General features: G+C 41.5%; 20 protein-coding genes. 12 read left to right on the top strand and 8 right to left on the bottom strand.

Going from position 1 to position 22,492, the window contains the following annotated elements; genetic code table 11:
• Nucleotides 1-26 precede the first annotated feature (26 nt).
• The 4 genes from NQT65_RS07040 (at nt 27) to NQT65_RS07025 (ending at nt 2,599) form a co-directional block, all read left to right on the top strand.
• Complete coding sequence (locus NQT65_RS07040; protein WP_256850952.1) at nt 27-1,268, top strand: ATP-binding protein; 1,242 nt, start codon at nt 27-29, stop codon at nt 1,266-1,268.
• Entirely contained in the window at nt 1,265-1,792 is a 528-nt protein-coding gene (locus tag NQT65_RS07035) for a response regulator transcription factor (protein WP_256850796.1), read from the top strand. The genes NQT65_RS07040 and NQT65_RS07035 overlap by 4 nt, the downstream gene beginning before the upstream one ends.
• Nucleotides 1,793-1,810: 18 nt before the next feature.
• Nucleotides 1,811-2,233: a thiol-disulfide oxidoreductase DCC family protein gene (locus NQT65_RS07030; protein ID WP_256850795.1), complete on the top strand. Its 423-nt coding sequence runs from the start codon at nt 1,811-1,813 to the stop codon at nt 2,231-2,233.
• 87 nt (nt 2,234-2,320) lie between these two features.
• Nucleotides 2,321-2,599 (top strand): peptidylprolyl isomerase, encoded by a 279-nt coding sequence (locus NQT65_RS07025; RefSeq protein ID WP_004588770.1) that lies wholly within the window; start codon nt 2,321-2,323, stop codon nt 2,597-2,599.
• A gap of 67 nt (nt 2,600-2,666) precedes the next feature.
• Here NQT65_RS07025 and NQT65_RS07020 read toward each other — a convergent pair whose 3' ends face one another.
• From NQT65_RS07020 to NQT65_RS06990, 7 genes are all read right to left on the bottom strand, one after another.
• Nucleotides 2,667-3,011, bottom strand: coding sequence for a TonB family protein (locus NQT65_RS07020; RefSeq protein WP_029771693.1), 345 nt, complete (start codon nt 3,009-3,011; stop codon nt 2,667-2,669).
• A gap of 106 nt (nt 3,012-3,117) precedes the next feature.
• Nucleotides 3,118-3,849 carry a MauE/DoxX family redox-associated membrane protein gene (locus NQT65_RS07015; RefSeq protein ID WP_256850794.1) on the bottom strand — a complete coding sequence of 244 codons (732 nt, stop codon included), beginning with the start codon at nt 3,847-3,849 and terminating at the stop codon, nt 3,118-3,120.
• Nucleotides 3,850-4,183: 334 nt separating this feature from the next.
• Nucleotides 4,184-4,843 (bottom strand): DsbA family oxidoreductase, encoded by a 660-nt coding sequence (locus NQT65_RS07010; protein ID WP_256850793.1) that lies wholly within the window; start codon nt 4,841-4,843, stop codon nt 4,184-4,186.
• A 110-nt stretch (nt 4,844-4,953) separates the two neighbouring features.
• Nucleotides 4,954-6,174: a M24 family metallopeptidase gene (locus NQT65_RS07005; RefSeq protein WP_256850792.1), complete on the bottom strand. Its 1,221-nt coding sequence runs from the start codon at nt 6,172-6,174 to the stop codon at nt 4,954-4,956.
• Between the two features lie 158 nt (nt 6,175-6,332).
• Entirely contained in the window at nt 6,333-6,944 is a 612-nt protein-coding gene (locus NQT65_RS07000; protein ID WP_256850791.1) for a flavin reductase family protein, read from the bottom strand.
• 9 nt (nt 6,945-6,953) lie between these two features.
• Complete coding sequence (locus NQT65_RS06995; RefSeq protein ID WP_256850790.1) at nt 6,954-7,676, bottom strand: SDR family NAD(P)-dependent oxidoreductase; 723 nt, start codon at nt 7,674-7,676, stop codon at nt 6,954-6,956.
• Nucleotides 7,673-8,071, bottom strand: a complete 399-nt coding sequence (locus NQT65_RS06990) for a thiol-disulfide oxidoreductase DCC family protein (RefSeq protein ID WP_138684677.1) — start codon at nt 8,069-8,071, stop codon at nt 7,673-7,675. The genes NQT65_RS06995 and NQT65_RS06990 overlap by 4 nt, the downstream gene beginning before the upstream one ends.
• A gap of 120 nt (nt 8,072-8,191) precedes the next feature.
• Between NQT65_RS06990 and ppc the strand changes: the two genes are divergently transcribed.
• Entirely contained in the window at nt 8,192-10,837 is a 2,646-nt protein-coding gene (gene ppc / locus NQT65_RS06985; protein WP_126009065.1) for a phosphoenolpyruvate carboxylase, read from the top strand.
• Nucleotides 10,838-10,944: 107 nt separating this feature from the next.
• Complete coding sequence (gene cdd, locus NQT65_RS06980) at nt 10,945-11,871, top strand: cytidine deaminase (protein ID WP_121638428.1); 927 nt, start codon at nt 10,945-10,947, stop codon at nt 11,869-11,871.
• A gap of 81 nt (nt 11,872-11,952) precedes the next feature.
• On the opposite strand, the gene udp is transcribed toward cdd, so the two are convergent.
• A complete protein-coding gene (gene udp, locus NQT65_RS06975) occupies nt 11,953-12,708 on the bottom strand; it encodes a uridine phosphorylase (RefSeq protein WP_004588758.1) in 756 nt (251 codons plus the stop codon).
• Nucleotides 12,709-13,143: 435 nt separating this feature from the next.
• Here udp and NQT65_RS06970 point away from each other — a divergent pair, with 435 nt between their 5' ends.
• The 6 genes from NQT65_RS06970 (at nt 13,144) to NQT65_RS06945 (ending at nt 22,466) form a co-directional block, all read left to right on the top strand.
• Entirely contained in the window at nt 13,144-14,253 is a 1,110-nt protein-coding gene (locus NQT65_RS06970; RefSeq protein ID WP_256850789.1) for an arginase family protein, read from the top strand.
• 119 nt (nt 14,254-14,372) lie between these two features.
• Nucleotides 14,373-15,083, top strand: a complete 711-nt coding sequence (locus NQT65_RS06965) for a substrate-binding periplasmic protein (protein ID WP_256850788.1) — start codon at nt 14,373-14,375, stop codon at nt 15,081-15,083.
• 115 nt (nt 15,084-15,198) lie between these two features.
• The gene (paeA, locus tag NQT65_RS06960) at nt 15,199-16,479 is read left to right on the top strand and encodes a polyamine export protein PaeA (protein WP_029771850.1); all 1,281 of its coding nucleotides are present in this window, start codon (nt 15,199-15,201) and stop codon (nt 16,477-16,479) included.
• Nucleotides 16,480-16,737: 258 nt separating this feature from the next.
• A complete protein-coding gene (locus tag NQT65_RS06955; RefSeq protein ID WP_256845823.1) occupies nt 16,738-17,907 on the top strand; it encodes an efflux RND transporter periplasmic adaptor subunit in 1,170 nt (389 codons plus the stop codon).
• A gap of 12 nt (nt 17,908-17,919) precedes the next feature.
• Nucleotides 17,920-21,054, top strand: a complete 3,135-nt coding sequence (locus NQT65_RS06950; RefSeq protein WP_126009057.1) for an efflux RND transporter permease subunit — start codon at nt 17,920-17,922, stop codon at nt 21,052-21,054.
• Nucleotides 21,051-22,466, top strand: coding sequence for an efflux transporter outer membrane subunit (locus NQT65_RS06945; RefSeq protein WP_121638433.1), 1,416 nt, complete (start codon nt 21,051-21,053; stop codon nt 22,464-22,466). Before NQT65_RS06950 ends, NQT65_RS06945 begins: the two co-directional genes overlap by 4 nt.
• Nucleotides 22,467-22,492: the final 26 nt, after the last annotated feature.

Raw genomic sequence — 22,492 nt, 5'->3', positions numbered from 1 at the left:
TTTTATAGGTATATCACATCTTGTTTATGCAAACCGACCCGACCATTAGTCGCCTTTTAATGCTGCGAAGTGGTGCTATTGCTGTGCAGTTAATTGCTGTACTAAGCGTGTATTTTTTATTAGAACACCAAATAGCGCTACTCCCTTTATTAGTGGTAATAGCTATAGAGGCGATATTTCAATTAGTAAGCGTATTCGCCTATCGAAATGTTAGCCAAGCGCGCCCTATAGGGATGTTAATGCAGCTCACTGCGGATGTCCTGTTTTTAACTATTTTGCTCTCATTAAGTGGCGGCGCAACCAATGCGTTTGTATCGCTATTATTGCTACCTATCATGATTGCAGCGGTCACCCTTCGTGAAAAAGGCTTGGCTTATATCGCCGTACTGGCAATTGCCGCTTATAGCTTTTTACTCATTAGGATGCCCGATCACAGTATGCATCAAATGAATATGAGCGGGCATTTTATAGGCATGTGGGTTAACTTTGTTTTAAGTGCAAGCGTTATCGCTTTGGTTATTGGTGCTATGAGCCGAGCATTAAAGGAGCGAGAGCGCACAATAGCTAAAGCTCGCGAGCAGCAATTGCGCAACGAGCAACTGGTAACCCTAGATGGCGCAGCTGCGCAAATAACCCATCAACTAGCCAGTCCTATCGCTAACTTACAATTACTATTTGAAGAGCTTTTAGAAGATCAGCCAAATAACCCTGTCGTTGTGCAAATGCAAACACCGCTCAAGCAATGTGCTAGGCAATTAAATGACTTTAGAAAGCTCTCTGCTCAGCTTCGTAATAAAAATACCACCGAGCACATTACAGTAAACCAGCTACAAAAGCAGATCACCGATACATTATTACTGCAATACCCTGATCAGCACATTAATTGGTTAAGTGAGCCAATAGCAGTCACCTTAAAAAGTGATGCAATGCTATTGCCTGCTATTCTCAATTTGCTACAAAATGCATGCATTGCTAATCAAAAAAATAACCAAACCCAGTTAGAGCTAAGCTGGCAGCAAGATAATCAACACAGTGAAAGTGTGTATTTGCTAATTCGTGATTTTGGTAGCGGTTTTAGCCAATCACAATTAGCAGAGCTTGGCGGGCAACTTATGCCTAGCAGCCAAGGTATGGGGCTTGCGGTTTTACTTTCTAATGTAACGTTTGAGCGACTAAACGGCTCGTTAACTTTGTATAATCACGCTAGTGGCGGGGCAGTGGCTAAAGTAAAATTAGCCATAGCAAATAATGAGCAATCACTTTCATGAAATTACTTATAATTGAAGACGATATAAACCTTGCCAGTACACTTGCTCGGCGCTTAACAAAACAAGGCTTTAGTTGTGAAGTTGCGCATAACCAAAGTGATGCATTACTCAGTGCACATAAACACTTACCAGATTTTATTTTGCTCGATATGAAACTAGGTGACGATAACGGCCTTGCCTTAATTAAGCCACTTCGCAGCTTATTACCGCAGGCGTATATTGTATTATTAACAGGGTTTGCAAGCATAGCCACCGCTGTAGAGGCCATGCGCTTAGGCGCTAACGACTACCTTACTAAACCCGTTGATATGGCCACGCTATTAAAGGCCCTAAACGCAGATTTAAATACACAAAATGTTAGTGATGTTGCCACACCAGTTATGTCACCAGAGCGTTTAGAGTGGGAGCATATTCAGCAAGTGCTACATAGTAATAACGGTAATGTGTCGGCCACTGCGCGGCAACTCAATATGCATAGGCGCACATTGCAGCGTAAGTTACAAAAAAAGCCGGTTCAGCTGTAACCGCTTAAGGGGTATAAAATGAGTGATGATGCGGCTACATTAATGCGTAATCAAAAAATTATATTATTCGATGCACAGTGCAAATTATGTAGTGCGTGGTGTAATTTTATAATTAGTAACGATGCCACTGCCATTTTTAAATTGTGCAGCGTGCAATCCCCAAAAGGTGCAGTGTTATTAACTCACTTTGGTTTTTCAACCACACAATACGCCTCAATGGTTTACCTACAAAACGGCAAAGCGTACACGCAAAGCCATGCTTTTTTTGAAGTGGTTAAGCAGCTAGGTTATCCCTTTAAACTAGCCACTGCATTTAGTGTTTTACCCAATACATTTAATAATTGGCTGTACGATAAAATTGCTTTAAACCGCTATACCTTATTTGGCAAATATCAGTATTGCAGAATACCCAACCCAGAGGACGCAAAACATTATTTATAATTGGCTGAGTTAACTTAGCTATAAGTAGATGCTAGGTTTAGGTGGCTGTGCTAAAATCGCCGCGTTTTAAATTATCAGGGCTTTGAAATGGCAAGTACAGCGCACGCACTCCACATATTGGTTAAACACAAAGAAATAGCAGAAGACATTATTAAGCAATTAGGTAAAGGTGCCAAGTTTCAAACCTTAGCTAAAAAATACTCGTCGTGCCCATCAGGTAAAAAAGGCGGTGACCTTGGCGAATTTAGACGCGGGCAAATGGTTCCGCAGTTTGACAAAATAGCCTTTAATGGCGCTATTTTAGAGCCACATTTAGTTAAAACTAAATTTGGCTGGCATGTAATTAAAGTGCTTTATCGTACTTAATAAGCTCGCTGACAAATACTAAAAAGGCTGCACACTGCAGCCTTTAAGATATAACCTTACCCGATTATTAATTATCCAAATTAAACTCAATTGTCATTTCTAAGTTTTTATCAGGTACAGCAACACCATTAACAACTTTAGGTGAGTATTGCCATTTAGATAGGGCACGTTTGGCTTCGCTATTAAACACTTGTTCAGGTTTAGCGTTAATAACTTTAATATTATTTGGGCGCCCATAACTATCTACATCATAAGACATGGTAACAAAACCTTCTGTTTTGTTACGCACCTCTGCAACAGGGTATTTAGGGGGAACTGTTGATTTTACTGTTGCGGTAGGACTGTCTTGAAGTGGAGTTGTAGTACAGCCAGTAATGATTAGAGCGGCAATGATAGACAGTAAGTATTTCATTTTAATTCCTTTTATTATTTAGTTAGTAGCCTTTTTTACACTAAAATACCAATCATGTAAAATAATCCGCTTAGTTATCAAGCTCATTATTTAACCTGAATTAAGGTTATTTAATAAACATCCAGATACCCGCCGCAATCATAAACAGGTTTTCGGTCAGAGAGACAAACCCCAGCGGTACATTACTATCTCCGCCAACACAGGCACATTTAAGCTCTCGTTTGTCTATGTAAACAGCCTTAATCACCGACACGGCGCCAACACCCCCAATAAATAAAGAAATTGGTGCAACAATATAAGCTGAAATCCCTGCAATCATGCCAATACTTACAAATGCTTCTAAAAATGGATACACATAAGCATATCTCACTACTTTCATCGCAAATAAATCATAGGTTATAAAAGAATTACTAAAGCTGTATAAGTCGCGTAATTTTTGAATAGCAAGTACACCCATTGTTAACGCGACAAACAGCATAACTGTATGCATAGAAAAAAGTGCAAAGCCAGTCGAGTAGCTAAATGCAAAGGCAAGCAATAGGGTAACAGCAAAAATGGCCGTTACGGGAGTATAAGTAGTACCTTGTTGGCCAGGCTCCGATTTATTAAAGTAAGTGCGCAGGTCGTCATACCCGCCAATGCGTTCGTTATCGATAAATGTTTGTGGTGTGGTATCAACATTGTGCTTTTGTTGAAATGCATCGGTTTCTTCGCGCGAAGTCAGCGGCTTATCATCTACCTTATAGCCTTTTCGCTTAAGTAAATCTTTTGATTTGAGTCCAAATGGGCAAATATGCTCATTAGTTACCATTCTGTATAATGTTGCTGACTTAGCCATGCTTGCTCCTTATGCGTATTTAGTTACTCGTTAGCCCTTAAGTAATAGTGAGTGAATGGCGGTCTGAAATAATTTAATGGCACGTTGTAATATTTACGTGGCATTTGAAATAAAATAGCGCGCAGCACACTCGTTAAGAACACATAATAGACAATGCACGTATAGTGCCAGCACTTTTATAAAAGCGCAGAAGGTAAAGTTTGAGTAGCAGTGGGTTTTTGTTAAAAGCTTATAGAAATATCGGCTCACGTAGACAGTAAAGTCACGCTGCACCTTTAAAATCATATAAGACTGCATTGCGCAGCCTTATATATGTTAAACAGCAGCTTACTTGCTAAGCGTCTTGCTTGGCTTCTTCTTCACTAATTTGTTTTAGCGCTTGAATAAATGAATCGCTTGGTTGTCCGCCACTGATTGCATATTTATCGTTGATAATAAATGTAGGGACTGAAGTAATACCCATTTGCTTAAAGCGGTCTTGCTCTTGGCGTACTGTTTGAACGTATTTATCTGAGTGTAAAATACTACGCGCCTGTTCTTTATCAAGGCCAACACTTTCTACTACATCAAGCAGTGCCTCTTCTTGATTTAAGTATTTTAAATCGGTGAAGTGTGCTTCAAACATGGCAAGCTTTAATTCGGTTTGCTTATCTTCTTCACGCGCCCAAGTAAGTAGGCGGTGTAAATCAAAGCTGTTGATCATGATGCGCTCACCATCAAAATTAAAGGTAAACCCGGCACGCTGACCTGCTTCGAACATGTTTTTGCGATTTTCATCGCCTTGCTCTTCAGTCAGGTTGTACTTTTGCATTAGGTGCTCGTTTAAATTTTGACCTTCAAGCGGCATGTCAGGGTTTAGCTCAAAAGGATGCCATGTAATATCTGCACTCATCTCGTCTTTAAGTTGGCCAAGCGCTGTTTCTAGGTTTTTGTAACCTATTACGCACCATGGGCACATTACGTCTGACACGATATCAATTTTAAAGTTTTTCATATTCATCCTTTTGCGGATTGCTTTGGTATAACAAACGATATTGGGATGAAGTATGCATTATCAATCCTCAAACTAAAAAGAGCAGCTAATGGCTGCTCTTTATAAAGGGTTTAAGCGTTCAGCCCAAACGGGTCGTCAATACTATAACTTGGTTGTGTAAACCAATGCGGGCCGTTGTCGGTCATATAAAAGTGATCCTCCAAACGTACACCAAATTCATCAGGTATTACTAGCATTGGCTCGTTACTAAAACACATGCCAGGTGCAAGTGGGGTTTTGTCTCCACCGACTAAATAAGGCCATTCGTGAATATCTAAGCCAATACCATGGCCCGTACGATGCGGGCAGCCCGGTGTTTGGTACTGTGGCCCCAATCCTTGAGCCGCTAAATAGTGACGAGCGCCTGCATCAACTGCTTCACACGTAGCGCCAATTTTTGCAGCACTAAAGGCGGCGAGTTGCGCTGCTTTTTCATGATCCCAAAACATGCGCTGGCGCACTGTTGGCTCACCAAATACATAGGTGCGGGTTATATCTGAAAGGTAATCATGCACTTTGCAACCGGTATCTATTAATACCATATCACCTTTTTTAAGCACTTGCGCATCTTTAACGCCATGTGGAAATGAGGTCGCCACACCAAATAAAACAATGCAAAAATAGTTACCTGGCGCACCTACCTTTTGATGCGCTTTTTTAATAAAGGCTTCTACCTCTGTGGTGGTAATACCTTCATATAGCATGCTTGCAGTTGCTTGATGTACAGCTAAAGTCATATCCATTGCGCATTGCATGAGCGCTAATTCGTTTACCGACTTATGCATGCGGCAATGTGCAGTAACGCTTTGTGCATTAACTATATTTAAGCCTTTTTGCGCTTTGTTTATACCGTCGAATATAAAAAACTGTGTACTTTCATCAATGCCTATTGTGGCATTGTCAGGTATGTTGAATTGCTTTAGTACGCTAACAAATAGCGCATACGGGCTTTGATGTTCTTGCCAGCCATGAATGGGGCCTTCAATCACTTTAAAGCCGTTTAGGGTGCCAATTTCAAAATAAGGGGCTATGTATTGTACATCGCCTATAGCGGGTAAAATGGCGCCAACCATGCGCTCACTTGCATACCATTTCATACCTGTGAAGTAAGTGAGATTTGTACCTGCATTTAAATAAATTGCATCTATATTATTTGCTTGCATATAAGCTTGTGCTTTTGCAATGCGCTGTAAATATTCATCTGCTTGAATAGGGGTTACATTGGCGGTCATATTGCTTAATCCCGCTAATGCTTGCTCGCTTGTGTGTGTACCAACGCCTAGTGTGGCCATAAAAGTCTCCTTGGTTTCAATACCAAGCTGCATAAATACTTGAGCAATTGAACAAATTAAATTTCACTAAAATGTTAAAAAGCCCCAATAAGCAGTTTGGTGTTAGGCATTGTGTTTAATGTAAAAGCATAATTCAATATTATGCGACAACATGCATGCTAAGGTTTTTTAGCATAAGGTAAACGCGATAATTTATTGCTGGTGTGGTAACTATCAAGCCCTGTTACAGCCACTGTTTCAATGGCTTGTAAATCTAAAAAGCCATCACTTTGTAGCGCCGCTTCATCTAAATACACATCGGTAATTTCACCTATAACCAGCTCTGTGCCATTAACGGCTAAGTGTTGGTGCTCAACGTATCTTACAGAGTATTTTAATCGCGACTCTTGCACAAACGGGGCTGTAAATTCATTTAGGTATTCTGGCGTTAAACCTGTCGCGTCAAATTCTGACTCGCCTTTATCGTAGCGAGCTGATGTTTGATGAGCTTGCTTATATATGGCCTTATTAACTTGGTTAATGGTGTAACAGCCGGTTTCTATGATGTTTTCAAACGTATGGCGAGGCACGCTGTTAGGGCGCATTATCATGCCAACCAATGGCGGGTGAGCCCCTAAATGAATAACCGAGCTAACAATAGCTACATTTGTATTGCCTTGCTTGTCTTGCGTGCCAATTAAGTTGGCGCTTTTAAAACCCGAAAGTGAATTAATTAAATGGGTACGAGTGTGTTTTTCAAGTGCGTTTATGCGCTCTTTAGTAAAATGCATTAAAGGTCCTTACCAGGGGATGGCTTCGCCTTGCCAATCTAAATAGGCGGGCTCACCGTTAAGTTCTATATGAGGGTTATTAAACGTAAGTGTAAAAAGCTGTTTAGCTACAAATTCAGCGCTAAAAAGCTTATCCGCAGGTACGTTTTTTTGAAATGGTTTCGAAAGCGCTGTATCGGTAGTGCCCGGATGAAATAACACCAGTTTAGTATTTTTAGCTCGGCGCGCCAGTTCTACCGCTGCGGTTTTAAATAGCATGTTTAAGGCCGCTTTAGATGCGCGGTATGTATACCAACCGCCTAATTTATTATCGTTAATACTGCCCACACGCGCACTGAGCGCCGTTATAGTGCACTGCGTTTTATGTGTTAACACCGGCAAAATGCTTTGTAAGCACAGCAAGGGAGTGAGTGTGTTGGAATTAAATAATTCACTAAAATAGTCTGCGTTTAGCTCTTCTAGCTTTTTTTCTGGCATGTGGGTTTTGTTGTGCAATGTGCCGTTAAACATAACGACTTGTTGAATCTGGGCATTTTGCTCTTTTAAGTAAGTTGTAACCTTGGCTAAGCTTTGCGCTGTGTAATCGCTCTTTAGGTAAACAACATTACTATTTGTATCTACCTTTTTTGAGCTAACACATATAACTTGCACTGTGGGTGCATTTATTTGTAGGTGCTCAATATAAGCTTGTGCTATTGCGCTGCTGGCACCAAATAAAACAATTGTTTTCATTGTTTGTCCTTTGTATTAACAGTGCATTGGCCGTTTAAACAGGAGGCGTTTGGCATGAGCAAACGGCTTATTTTTTGTCTGTGTTTTGCAAAAAACACATAGGCGGCGTCAGCGAAGTAGCGAATTATTGGCAAGCGAAAAATTTTCAACCAGCGGTATTTTCCTACTGTTTTCCACGCTTGATAGGTAACATCTAAGCCGTAAATCATCTCCCCAGTTGGTAACTGTGCATGCAATATAGCCATGGCCTTGTTTTTATTAACACTTGGATAACGTGCGCTAAAATCGTGGCTATTAAGGTCTTCTAAAACAATTTTATGTTTAGTATCAGCATCTTTAAGGTGCTGCATTTCGGTATTGCAAAGCGGGCAGCTGGCGTCGTAAAAAATGATCATAAAAGCCGTTTTCTAATAATTTACATATAGCTAATTACGATTCACCATTGCAAATGGATCTATTAAATCTGCGCTCATGATGATATTAATAGCATTCCATGAAACAAAGGAGACTGAGAAATGAGTGAACAATATGCCGCCTTGCGAGGTAATGTTAATTTACTTGGGCAGCTACTAGGACAAACTATTAAAGATGCCCAAGGCCAAGCGATTTTAGATAAAGTAGAGGAAATTCGTGCTTTATCAAAGTCATCTCGCAGTGGTAACGAAGACGACAGACAAGCGCTAATTGAGGTACTACATGCGCTTAGTGATGAAGAGCTTTTACCGGTTGCCCGTTCATTTAATCATTTTTTAAATTTAGCTAATGTAGCAGAGCAGTTCCACACTGTTTCGCGTTTTAATGATGTTGGTTTTTGCCAACTAAACCCTCTCACTCAAACATTAAAAACGTTAACTGCAAAAGCAAAAGAAGGCCAATTAGATAGTAATCATCTGGCCGAAACACTCTCAAAACTCCACATAAACTTAGTATTAACCGCTCACCCAACCGAGGTGACGCGCCGTACCATTATTAATAAGCACGTAGAATTAAGTGATTGTTTAGCCTCGCTTGAGCGCAAAGACAATTTACCACAAGAGCGTGAAGCTATTTTAAACCGTATCGCTCAGCTTATCAGCCAAGCATGGCACACCGATGATATTCGTCGTTCTCGCCCAAGCCCAGTTGATGAAGCTAAATGGGGATACGCTGTTATTGAAAACAGCTTATGGCATGCTGTGCCACGTTTTTTACGTGAGTTTTCAGATCAAGTTAAAGAGCATTTAAGTTTAGAGCTCCCAATTGATTACAGCCCCATTGAGTTTACCTCTTGGATGGGCGGAGACCGTGACGGTAACCCATTTGTAACCGCACAGGTAACACAGCAAGTACTTGACCATGGTCGTTGGATGGCGCTTGATTTATACAGCCGTGATATTGACACGCTAAGCGCAGAGCTGAGCATGTCAGATGCAAGCGATGAGCTAATTGAGCTGGCAGGACAAGACTTTGAACCTTATCGCGCTGTACTTAAAAAGCTTAAAAACCAAGTCTCTGAAACAGTGGTGCATTTAGGTGCAAAAATTAAGAATAAGCGCAGCGATTCAGAAGACTTAATCACTGATATAAATCAAATCAAGCACCCAGTAGAGGTGTGCTATCGCTCTTTATTAAAGTGCAACATGAAAGTTGTCGCCAATGGTTTATTACTTGATTTACTGCACCGTATAAATAGCTTTGGCCTGCGTTTGGCAAAACTTGATGTACGCCAAGATTCAGACCGCCACAGCGATGTGTTTTCTGAGCTTACACGCCACCTAGGCTTAGGCGATTACAACCAATGGCAAGAGCAAGACAAACAAGCATTTTTGCTTACCGAGCTTAACTCACGCCGCCCGCTTATTCCTAAAAACTGGCAACCAAGTCCAGAGGTGCAAGAAGTACTCGACACCTTTGATGTAATAGCTAAGCAAGATGAAAAAACATTTGGCTTGTACATTATTTCAATGGCGCGTACCGCCTCTGACATTTTAGCTGTACAACTGCTTTTAAAAGAAAGTGGCTGTCAGTTTGATTTACCAGTAGCGCCTTTGTTTGAAACGCTTGACGATTTAAACGCTGGTAGTGATGTAATTACCACGTTGCTTGATAACGTATGGTACCGCGGGCATATTAAAAATACCCAAAATGTCATGATTGGTTATTCTGATTCAGCTAAAGATGCCGGCATGATGGCCGCAGGCTGGGCACAGTACGAAGCAATGGATAAACTAGTGCAGCTTGCCGATGAGCGCGGCATTGAACTTGTTTTATTCCATGGTCGTGGTGGTACGGTAGGGCGCGGTGGGGCACCTGCTGCACAAGCACTGCATTCACAACCGCCTGGTTCATTAAAAGGTGGCTTGCGTGTAACTGAGCAAGGCGAAATGATCCGCTTTAAGTTTGGTTTACCCGATGTAGCACTGCAAAGTTTAAATATTTACGCGGGTGCCGTACTGCAAAGTAACTTATTACCACCGCCAGAGCCTAAGCAAGAATGGCGTGAAGTAATGAAGTTGATAAGCGAGCAGTCGTGCGATCACTACCGTAATGTGGTTCGCCATGATGAAAATTTTGTTCCTTACTTTAGAATGGCAACGCCTGAGCTAGAGCTGTCTAAATTACCGTTGGGCTCGCGTCCTGCGAAACGTAACCCAAATGGTGGGGTTGAGAGCTTACGTGCTATTCCATGGATTTTTGCATGGAGCCAAAACCGTTTAATGTTACCTGCATGGCTTGGCGCATTAACAGGCTTAAAAGCGGCACTCGATAAATACGGCATAGAAACACTGCACGAAATGAGCCTGCAATGGCCATTTTTCAGAGCACGCCTTGAAATGCTAGAAATGGTATTTAGTAAAGCCGATAGCTGGTTAAGTGAGCATTACGATAACGCGCTGGTGGAAGACATGTACAAACCACTAGGTACTTCGTTACGTAAAGAGCTAGAAGAAGCAATTAGCTTAGTGCAATCGCTTAGCCCGCAAAATAGCTTATTGGCAGATCAGCCATGGATAAAAGAGTCGATTGCGCTGCGTAATCCGTACACCGATCCGCTTAATGTACTGCAAGTTGAGCTGCTGCGTCGTTCGCGCTCAAGCGATAAAGTAAGTGAAGGTGATATTGATAATGCATTAATGATCACCATGACAGGTATTGCTGCAGGTATGCGCAATACTGGTTAGTCTACTTTAACTTAAAAATAGGGGAGCACAGTGTGCTCCCTTTTTTTGCTGGCATTTAGGCGCCTAACCTTTTAAACTACTTAGCCATTAAATAATTATAATATGTTATGGCATCAGCAACTTTTACTGTGCAACAAGACACAGCACTCACAAATTCACATATCTCACTAAGCGTTACGCAAACTCAAGCATTACGCAGCCAATTAAAAGCCCAGCGCGGTATTTTACATCCTAACGATATTAGCCAGTTGTGCGCGCAACTTAATGTATCTGATGACGCGTTATTACAAGGTTTAGTGCCTTTAGCGTCTGAATTTTCGGTGGCTCCTGTTTCTCATTTTCATGTGGGAGCTATTGTTAAAGCACTTGATGAGCAAGGTGATATAAATTTTTATTTTGGTGCTAATGTAGAGTTTGATCACCAAGCGCTTAGTTTAGTCGTGCATGCAGAGCAGTCGGCGATTAACAATGCGTGGTTAAATGGCGCAAAAAAAATACTAAAAATAGCAATTAGCGATGCCCCATGTGGTTATTGCAGGCAGTTTATGAACGAACTGGCTGATGCAAAAGAGTTTGATATTTTACTGCCAGAGCAACATTTTAAATTAGCTGATTTATTACCGCATTCATTTGGCCCCACTGATTTAGGCAACGATTTTAGCCTGTTTAACCCAAAACAGCAGCAACACACATTTGCAGATACAGCTCTTGATGAAAAACTAGCAGCCATGGCGCTAATGGCCTACGTACCTTACAGTAACAACTTTAGCGCAGTTAAAATAAGCACCTTTAACAATGGTGACTTTTACGGCAGTTATGCAGAAAACGCGGCTTACAGCCCAAGCCTTTCGCCACTACAAAGTGCGCTTAGTCAATTGTTTTTAGCGGGTCTTAGCTTTAACGATAAAACGATTAAAGCAATTACACTGTTAGAAACCCAAGGTCATGAAAACCAAGGGGGAGTAGCACGTGCTGTACTTGCAAGCTTTAGCAATTTGCCAGAAATAGAAGTGATTAGCGCAAAGCTAAGGTAACCAGAATTTAGATTAAGCTAAAAACAATAAAGCACAGCAATTGCTGTGCTTTATGCATTTTATTAAAGCGCTAAAAAGGCATTAGCCTAATAGTACTTTTGCAGCTTCTAATACCACAGCCACTGATTTTTTCTCAATTTCACCGTGATCAACATTTGGAATTTCTTGGCGAGTACGGTTAACCAATACACCAGCAACACACGCCGCTTTAAGGCCTAGCGCTGCACACATGGTAAATAAGGTAGCAGACTCCATTTCGTAGTTCATCACACCTAGGTTTTGCCACTCTTCACAGCTACCTTGTAATGACTTAGGTACGTAACCCGAGTGCGTATCGTAACGCTCTTGCCCTGGGTAGAATGTATCGCTTGAGGCAGTAATACCAATGTGGAAGTCGATATCTAGGTTTTTACACGCTTGCACCATAGCTTGAGTGGCAAAAAAGTCAGATACCGCAGGGTAGCTAAGTGGTGCAAAGTGTTGGCTTGCGCCATCTAAACGCACAGACGCTTGGCTTACTAAAATATCACCTTCATTAATATGTGGCTGAATTGCCCCAGTAGTACCAATACGTAAGAAAGTACGTACGCCAAGCTGTGCAAGCTCCTCTACAGCAATAGAGGTTGAAGGGCCGCCAATACCGGTTGAACAAATCACCACAGAGTGACCATTTAACTGGCCTAAATAAACATGAAACTCACGTGTTTGAGCAAGGCAGGTTGGGTTGTCTAGGAATTGAGAAATGCGTGCAGCACGATCTGGGTCACCAGGGACAATAGCAAGTTCAGCCCCTTTTAAATCGTCAATACATAATCCTAAGTGAAATACCTTTTCCATAACTAAGCCTTTTTATAAAAATTTGTTGTCAATCTAGCATCATTACGGCAAATGTAAACTAAGTACAGGACGTATGTCCGATGTTGAAAAATACTTATAAATGATGGCTTTATTCATTCACATTGAATATTAAATCAAAGGCTTAAAGTTCGTTAAAAGGCGGGTGGTTGACTTGTTTATTGAGAGTCTATATGTATTGATTATGGTGATAATTTAAATTTATCAATACGTGGTTTGAAGCGTTTTTAGTTATTTAATAACAAATAGTTATGGTTGGATTTCGGCTTTATTTTAACGGCTTTTATTTAAGCGTGTAAATAATGCTTGAGCAATAAGTGAGCGCATTACGCGTTAATTACAAATAAGCCGATAATTTTAGTTTTTGCATAACTAATCAAAACCACATGAATAAAACACACAAGTATAGGATTTATTATGAGCACACAATTTGACGCGTTTAAACGTAAAGTAGAGCACTGTTTATGTGCACCTGGCGATGGTGTATTTACAGTTAATACCGCGAAAGAGCGTAAAGCGGCATTACGTAATAAATTGTATGGGCAAAGCGAAAATGTTGATGTTTTGTGGCGTGATTCTTTAACACAATTACCCGAATCTCCTCACAAAGCGGTTATGTTAGGTATTAGCTCAGATTGTGGCGGCGGTATTTTACGTGGGGCAAACTGGGGGCCATTATTCTTACGCTCAGCCTTGATTGATCAGCAAACCCAGTGCCGCTCTTTCGACTTAGGTGATGTGCGTGTTATACCGCATTTATTACATGATAAATACTTAAACGACGCCACAATTTCAAACTGCCAAAAAGCCCTATACGGCGATAAAAACGATGATTACTACGTAAGCCCGCTTTCTATTACCGAAGATGTGTGTGACAGCTTTTACGCAACATTTAAAGATAAAGGCATATTTGGTATTGGGGGCGATCACTCAATCAGCTACCCGCTAACTAAAGCGTATTTAAAAGCTAAGCGCGAGCAAGGCAAACGTACCGCTATTATTCATTTTGATGCGCATACCGATTTATTAGTAGAGCGCTTAGGCATCGATATATGTTTTGGCTCGTGGTGTACGCATATTTTAGAGTTTTTACCTGCACCGCATCATTTAATCCAGTTTGGTATTCGCTCAAGCGGTAAACCTAAATCGCACTGGGAAAGCACCTTTGGTGTAAAACAACATTGGGCTAATGAAATAATAGAGCGTGGTGCAAAAGCGGTTGCAGATGAAACCATTGCGCAGCTTAAAGCCGATAACGTAGATGAAGTATATGTAAGCTTTGACATAGATGCACTCGATGCCGAATTTGCCTCAGCCACGGGCACACCAGAAGATAACGGCTTAACCCCGCAACATGCACTGGATATTTTACAAGCTATTGCCGATGAGTTTCCAATTACTGGCGCCGACATGATGGAAATAGCGCCATTTACCGACAGCTCATTAGTAGGCCAAGCAAGTTCAGAAACAACATTACGTGAAGGCGCTAAAATTTCAGCGTTCTTAATTAGTGCAATGAATAAATAGCAAGTTAGTCTTTAAAAAATCTAGTCCTATCAGCGTATAGGGCTAGGTTAAAAACTAGCGGTTCGGTTACCCTCGGCTATAGTTGGTGTATATCTGTTTTAGTTTTGAGGCGAAGCTAAATGAAGCTGTACTTATTTTTGTTGTGTTTTGCATGCATAAGGCTTAATGCAGCTGAAATTACAATAGTTACCGAAGTATTCCCCGACTTTCAATACATTGACGAAAACAACCAACTTGCAGGGCGCTCTGTAGATAAAGTGAGGGACGCGCTCGCCAATACAGATATTAAATACACTATGTTAGCGCACAGTTGGGCTGTGTCTTATAACGCAGTATTAAGAGATACGAATACCTGTATATTTTCTATTGTAAGGTTACCTAAGCGAGAAGATAAGTTTAGCTGGGTGGCTGAGCTTGAAAGTTTTGACTCTGCTATTTATGCCCTTAAATCAAGAAACATTCGCTTAAAAACGCTTAACGACGCTAAAAAATATAAAACAGCGGTGCTTAGGGATAATTTTAGCCACCATTATTTGCTAGAACGTGGCTTTAGTGAAGCTAACAACTTATTGATAATTGATAGCTTAGACAAAATAGATAAATTAATAAGCACACGGCACGATATTCTCGACTTTGTTATTTTAAGTAAAAAACAATTTAACTACCGCGCACAGTTTGAGCCAAAGCTTAAGTTATTAGAGCCTATATTAACGCTCAATACACAACACTCTCCCCTTTACTTTGCCTGTAATAAAAACATGTCGCAAAGCCTACAAGATAGACTTGCGCTGGCATTCGATGAAGCAAAAAAGCAAAATAAACAACGCTAATTCAATGGCTTATTAATTTAGCCTGTAAAAGCATAAATATAAATTGCCGCGTTTAAAAAAGCGTCTATAATCAGCTGCTTTTTATTGAAAAAGTGCTAACTTTTTGGAGCGTTAAATGGGTGATTTAATCGGGATTAGCTTATTGATCTTGATCAGTGCGTTGTTTGCCATGTCGGAAATTGCTATTGCAGCGTCGCGTAAAATTAAACTGCGGGTAATGGCCGATGAAGGCAGTGATAACGCGGCCGCGGTATTAAAACTGCAAGAAAACCCTGGGGCGTTTTTTGCGATGATCCAAATTGCCCTAAACGCGATTGCTATTTTAGGCGGAATAGTGGGCGAACAAGCGCTATCGCCTTATGTACAAAGTATCTTGGTGCTTTTTTATCAAGGTGTACACCTTGAAAAAATTAGTTTTTTATTTTCGTTTTTTACCATTACCTCGCTGTTTATATTATTTGCTGATTTAATGCCAAAGCGTTTAGCGATGATCATGCCCGAAGCGGTGGCTGTGCGTGTGGTAACAATAATGCGATGGGTCACTTTTGCACTTACGCCATTAGTAATGTTTTTTAATGGTTTAACTAATTTTGTACTGCGTTTATTTAAAGTACCCGCAGAGCGAGAAGATATTGTTACCACCGAGGACATTGTGGCGATGATGGATGCGGGCGCAGAATACGGCAGCTTACAACAACAAGAGTATGAGCTAATTGGCAATGTGTTTGAACTAGAAGCACGCTTTTTATCAAGTGTAATGACCCCACGCGACCAAATAGTTTATTTTGACTTAAATGAAAGCAGCCACGATATAGCCACCAAAATTATTGAAAACCCCCATAATCATTTTTTAGTGGTCTCGGGTAATTTAGATAAATTACGCGGCTCTGTTGAGTCAAAAGATATACTACGACAAGTACTAAAAGGTGAGCCAGCTAATATTAAGCAAGCGCTGATTGAAACAGACGTGTTTTATTTACCTGAAACCCTAAGCCTGTCTGAAGCGCTAAATGCGTTTAAAAGTGCTGCAAAACCGTTTGCTGTGGTAGTAAATGAATATGCCTTGTTAGTCGGTATTGTTACCGTAAAAGATTTAATGAAAGGGTTTATGGGAGATTTAATTACCCACCAAGGCGATGAACTTATTATTGCCCGCGATGAGCACTCATGGTTAGTGGATGGTTTAACCCCGATTTCTGATTTAGCAAAAGTATTAGACATTGAAGAGTTTCCAGATCAAATGCACTTTGAAACCGTTGCTGGCTTTTTAATATACACAATGAAGCGTATACCTAAACGTGCTGAGCACTTTACCTTTAATGGCTTTAAATTTGAGGTGGTTGATGTTGAGGGGATAAGGGTAGAGCAATTATTAGTGTCCCGTATAAGTAAATAGTTATAAATTTGTATTAAAGCCAAGCTTAGCTTGGCTTTTTTGTTGCAGGTTAATAAATAACGCACCGCATTAAAGTTTATTTTTCATACTTGTCCGTTTTATTTTTCATCAAATTAACACCTTCTACAACCTATGGCGTAGTTTAATTTTACAACTGTAAGTTAGTGTAAATTTGCACCCGTTTTAATTTATTCTCGTTTAGATTTACTTTAGAATGATCGTTCACTCTAGACATAAATAGACTAAAAGGTATTTAACATGCAGCGTTCTCGCATCGCTTTATTTGTATTAACAGCCCTCGTTGGATCTGTTGCTTTAACAGGTTGCGACCAAGCAGCTGACTCGCAACAAGCTTCAGCCCCACAAGCAGTACCTGTTGGTGTAATTACATTAAAAAGCCAAGCGCTTACACTAAAAAAGGAGCTTCCCGGTCGCATTAGTGCTTTTCAAATTGCGGAAATCCGCCCGCAAGTAAGTGGCATTGTGCAATCGCGTTTATTTAAAGAAGGTGCTCAAGTTAAGCAAGGCCAAGCGCTTTATCAAATTGACCCCGCTACGTTTGAAGCTGACCTAGCAGCAAGCGAAGCAGCTGTGGCCCGCGCTGAAGCAAGTATTGCCAGCACTAAATCAAAAGCGTCGCGTTATAGCGAGCTTTTAAAAATTAAAGCCGTAAGTCAGCAAGACTTTGACGAAGCAGATGCAGCGCAAAAGCAAGCACAAGCAGAGCTATTAACGGCAAAAGCACAGCTTAAATCGGCGCAAATTAACCTAGACTACAGCCATGTATCTTCTCCAATCAGTGGCCAAATTAGTAAATCGAGCGTTACTGTTGGTGCGCTTGTTAGCGCTAATCAAACAACAGCACTGGCAACAGTGACCCAGCTTGACCCTATTTATGTTGATTTAACCCAATCAAGCAACGAGCTAACTCAACTTAAAAAAGCTATTTCTTCAGGTTCATTGAGCGTTGATTCACAATCGCAAACAGATGTTGAACTGCAAATGGAAGATGGCTCAACTTACCCACTTAAAGGCACGTTACAGTTCTCTGAAGTGACAGTAGACCCAAGCACAGGGTCGGTTACTTTACGCGCTAAATTCCCAAATCCTGATAAGTTATTATTACCGGGTATGTATGCACGTGCCTCTGTGGTTGAGGGCGTAAAACAAGACGCTATTTTAGTGCCGCAACGTGGGGTTAGCCGTAATACAAAAGGCGAGCCAACAGCCATGGTTGTTAGCAAAGAAAACACCGTTGAAAACCGCGTTTTAAAAGTAGACAGAACGATTGGTTCAAACTGGTTAGTAACCGACGGGCTAAGCGATGGCGATAAAGTGATTATTGAAGGGTTACAAAAAATTCGCCCTGGAGCGCCGGTAACACCGACTGAAGTTTCACCATCAGCAACAGCTGACAAAGCGCAATAACGGAGAGTTTTAATGTCACGATTTTTTATCGACAGACCCATCTTTGCATGGGTACTTGCTATCGTGGTTATGCTTGCAGGTGTTTTAGCTATTCAAAGTTTACCAATAGCTCAGTACCCGTCAATTGCCCCGCCGGCAATTAGTATTACTGCAACATACCCGGGCGCATCAGCACGTACCCTAGAGGATACGGTTACCCAAGTTATTGAGCAAAAAATGAAAGGCCTTGATGGTTTGCTATATATGTCATCGACTTCTGAGTCGAGTGGTTCAGCAACCCTTACGCTTTCATTTAGCTCCGAAACTGACCCAGATATTGCACAGGTACAAGTGCAAAACAAGTTAGCCACAGCCACCCCTTTGCTACCTGAAGAAGTGCAAAGGCAAGGTGTATCGGTGGCTAAGTCTGCACGTAACTTTTTAATGGTACTGGGTTTTGTATCAAAAGATGGCAGCATGACGAATATCGATATTGGTGATTATGTGTCATCTAATGTTCAAGATATTGTTTCGCGTGTTGAAGGGGTAGGTGAGGTTCAGCTGTTTGGTTCTCAGTATGCTATGCGTATTTGGTTAGACCCAGCTAAGCTGCAAAACTACAAGTTAACCCCTGCTGATATTAGTGCATCAATCAGTGCTCAAAACGCCCAAGTGTCTGCTGGGCAATTAGGCGGCATGCCTGCGGTTGAAGGTCAGCAACTTAATGCTACCGTTACTGCACAAAGCCGTTTACAAACAGCAAAAGAGTTTGAAGACATTATAGTTAAGGCAAACGCCGATGGCTCGTTTGTACGCCTTGAAGATGTAGCCCGTGTAGAGCTTGGTGGTGAAAGCTATCGTGTTGTAGCGCGTTACGATGGACAACCAGCATCGGGCTTAGGTATTAAGCTTGCCAGTGGGGCAAATGCACTCGATACCGCAGAAGGTGTAAAAGCCGCTATTGAAGAGTTAAAAGCGTTTTTTCCTGAAGGCTTAGACGTTGTTGTCCCTTATGATACCACTCCATTTGTTTCGTTATCGATTGAAAAGGTAGTGCATACGTTAATAGAAGCGGTCGTGCTGGTATTTGTTGTTATGTATCTGTTTTTACAAAACTTCCGCGCTACGCTTATTCCAACTATAGCTGTACCTGTGGTGTTGTTAGGTACTTTTGGTATTTTGTACGCGTTTGGCTATTCAATAAATACATTAACCATGTTTGCAATGGTACTTGCCATAGGTCTACTGGTTGATGATGCGATTGTTGTAGTAGAAAACGTTGAGCGTGTAATGAGTGAAGAAAAACTCTCTGCGCTTGAAGCAACACGTAAATCGATGGATGAAATTAAAGGCGCGTTAGTGGGTATTGCCATGGTGCTGTCGGCTGTATTTATTCCGATGGCGTTCTTTAGTGGGTCTACCGGTGTTATTTATCGTCAGTTTTCTATTACGCTGGTATCAGCAATGGGGCTATCGGTATTAGTGGCACTTATTTTAACACCTGCATTGTGTGCCACGCTTTTAAAGCCTAGCCACGTGCATGATAATAGCTCGTTGTTTGGCCGTTTTTTCAGTGGCTTTAACCGCGGGTTTGATAAAACAAATGCCGGCGCGCAAAGTTTTGTAAGCCGTATGATCCGCTTATCTAAGCGCTACCTTTTATGTTATGGCCTTATTGTTGCGGGCATGGTGTATATCTTTTCAAGCCTACCTACAGCGTTTTTACCTGATGAAGACCAAGGTATTTTGTTTACCCAGGTTTCACTGCCTGCAGGCTCAACAACCGAAGAAACATTAGAAGTGGTTAAAAAAGTAGAAAACCACTATTTGAACGATCAATCTGAAGCTGTTAACGGTATTTTTACGGTAACCGGATTTAGCTTTGCAGGTTCTGGTCAAAACTCAGCAATAGGGTTTGTAAACTTTAAGCATTGGGATGAGCGCGAACGTGATGATTTATCTGTGCAAGGTGTGGCAGGTAAAGCAATGGGCTACTTCTCAACGATTAAAGAAGCGTTTGTGTTTGCTTTCCCACCGCCAGCCATTGTTGAGCTAGGTACTGCAAATGGTTTTAATGTTTTCTTACAAGACAGGGTTGGACTTGGCCACGATGCTTTATTAGCAGCGCGTAATCAATTACTTGGTTTAGCGAGTCAAAGCCCAATTTTGGCGGGTGTACGCCCTAACGGACAAGAAGATATGCCCGAGCTGCAACTTGATGTTGACCTTGCTAAAGCACAAGCACTCGGTGTGTCTCAGGCTGATATTAACAGCACGCTATCAACTGCGTGGGGTAGTAGTTACGTTAATGACTTTATTGACCGTGGCCGCGTTAAAAAGGTATACCTTCAAGGTGAAGCGCAAGGACGTATGGTGCCAGAGGATTTAAACAAGTGGTATGTACGTAATGACAGTGGCGATATGGTGCCATTTTCAGCCTTTGCAAGTTCGCATTGGACTTATGGTTCACCACGTCTTGAGCGTTACAACGGCTTTTCAGCAATGGAAATTCAAGGTACTGCTGCACCAGGTTACAGTACTGGCCAAGCAATGGATGAAATGGAGCGCTTAGTTAAGCAACTTCCTAATGGAATTGCCTCTGAGTGGACGGGTATTTCGTTTCAAGAGCGCTCTAGCAGTGGCCAAGCACCGTTACTTTACGGCATATCGCTATTGTTTGTATTTTTATGTTTAGCAGCGCTTTATGAAAGCTGGTCTGTACCGTTTGCGGTTATGCTTATTGTGCCATTAGGTATATTTGGAGCGACGGTTGCCGCGGTAATGGCAGGTTTATCTAATGATATTTACCTTCAGGTAGGTTTATTAACCACCATAGGGTTAGCCTCTAAAAATGCAATATTAATCGTAGAATTTGCGATTCATAAAATGCAAGAAGGCCTAGGGTTAGTCGATGCGGCTATTGCAGCAGTACGCTTACGCTTACGTCCAATATTAATGACCTCAATGGCCTTTATTTGTGGTGTTATACCGCTTGCTATTGCCTCAAGTGCCGGTTCAGGAGCGCAAAATGCACTGGGTATTTCGATTATAGGTGGTACGCTTGCCTCTTCTATTTTAGTGGTGGTATTTGTGCCGTTATTCTTTGTTTTAGTTCGTCGTGTATTTCCAATGAAAAACACTGACGATAAAAAGGAGAGCGCACAATGAGCATTAAACGCTTCACTTTAAGCGCAATTACATTAGTTGTTTTAAGTGGCTGCCAACTAGCCCCTGAGCAAAAAGAGCTTGCTTTACCAGTGCCAGATACTTATGTATCTGACACTGAACAAGCAGCAGCGCAACAGTTACATTGGCAGCAATTTTTTAATGATGAAAAATTACAAACCTTGATTAGCTTAAGCCTTGAGCATAATAAAGATATGCAAATCGCGGTATTAAATGTGCAGCGTGTACGCGGTTTATACCAAATTGAAGACTCGGGTTTATATCCTTCATTAGATTTTAATGGTGGGGCTACGCGCCAACGTTTACCGGCTGATTTAACCAGTACGGGTGAAGCAGGTATTAGCTCACAGTACAGCGCAACGGTTGGTATTACCTCTTATGAATTAGATATTTGGGGCAAGGTACGTAACCAGTCTGAGCAAGCCCTGCAAAACCTCTATAACACTGAGCTTACGCAATACAGCACGCAAATTTCACTCATTGCTGAGCTTGCCAATGCTTGGTTAAACTACGCAACTGACTTACAGCTATTAGAGCTTGCTAAAGAAACATTAAGCTCGCAGCAGGAGTCGCTCTCGCTTACGCAAAAAAGCTTTGATTTAGGCGCTACATCGGCAATTACGCTTGAGCAGCTTAAAAGTACGGTTGCCACTGCAAAAGTAGATATAGCAACATATAAACGCTTGTTAAAACGTGATAAAAGCGCGTTAGATTTACTGGTAGGGCGCCCTGTATCGAGTGATTTATTACCGACTAACTCGTTAACTAATTTACTGGATTTACCAGAAGTACCGGTTGGTTTACCCTCTGATTTATTAACGCAGCGCCCTGATATTAAAGCCGCTGAGCATGCTTTATTAGCCGCTAACGCGAATATAGGTATAGCGCGTGCGGCGTTTTACCCAAGCATTAGCTTAACCGCGACTGCGGGCAGTACGTCTAGCGATTTAAGTGGCTTGTTTGATTCAGGCTCAGGGACATGGAGCTTTGTACCGTCAATCAACTTACCAATTTTTACTATGGGACGTAACCAGGCAAACCTTGATGTGGCAAAGGCCGATCAAGAAATTGCGGTGGCGACGTACCAGCAAAAGATTCAAAATGCATTTCGTGAAACCGCCGATGCATTAGCAGATAGAGAAGGCTACAAAGAGCAACTTGATGCCCTCGATATGCTAATTAGTTCGCGTCAGCTAACGTACGATTTATCAAAAATGCGTTACGAAAAAGGCGCTGATAGCTACCTACAGGTACTTGATGCACAGCGTACGTGGTACTCGGCTCAACAGCAGTTAATAACAGGTCAGCAGGCTTACCTTGCCAGCCAAATTAATTTGTATAAAGCTTTAGGTGGCGGCTGGAATATAGCTAAAACACCTGTGCAAGAGCAGTAAAATGAAAGGTGTTGTTAAGTTAAGCT

The sequence above is a fragment of the Pseudoalteromonas agarivorans genome (assembly GCF_024518735.1).
GTDB lineage: Bacteria > Pseudomonadota > Gammaproteobacteria > Enterobacterales > Alteromonadaceae > Pseudoalteromonas > Pseudoalteromonas atlantica.
The sequence above is the reverse complement of the archived record's forward strand: the minus strand, read 5'-3'. Positions and strand labels throughout refer to the sequence as shown.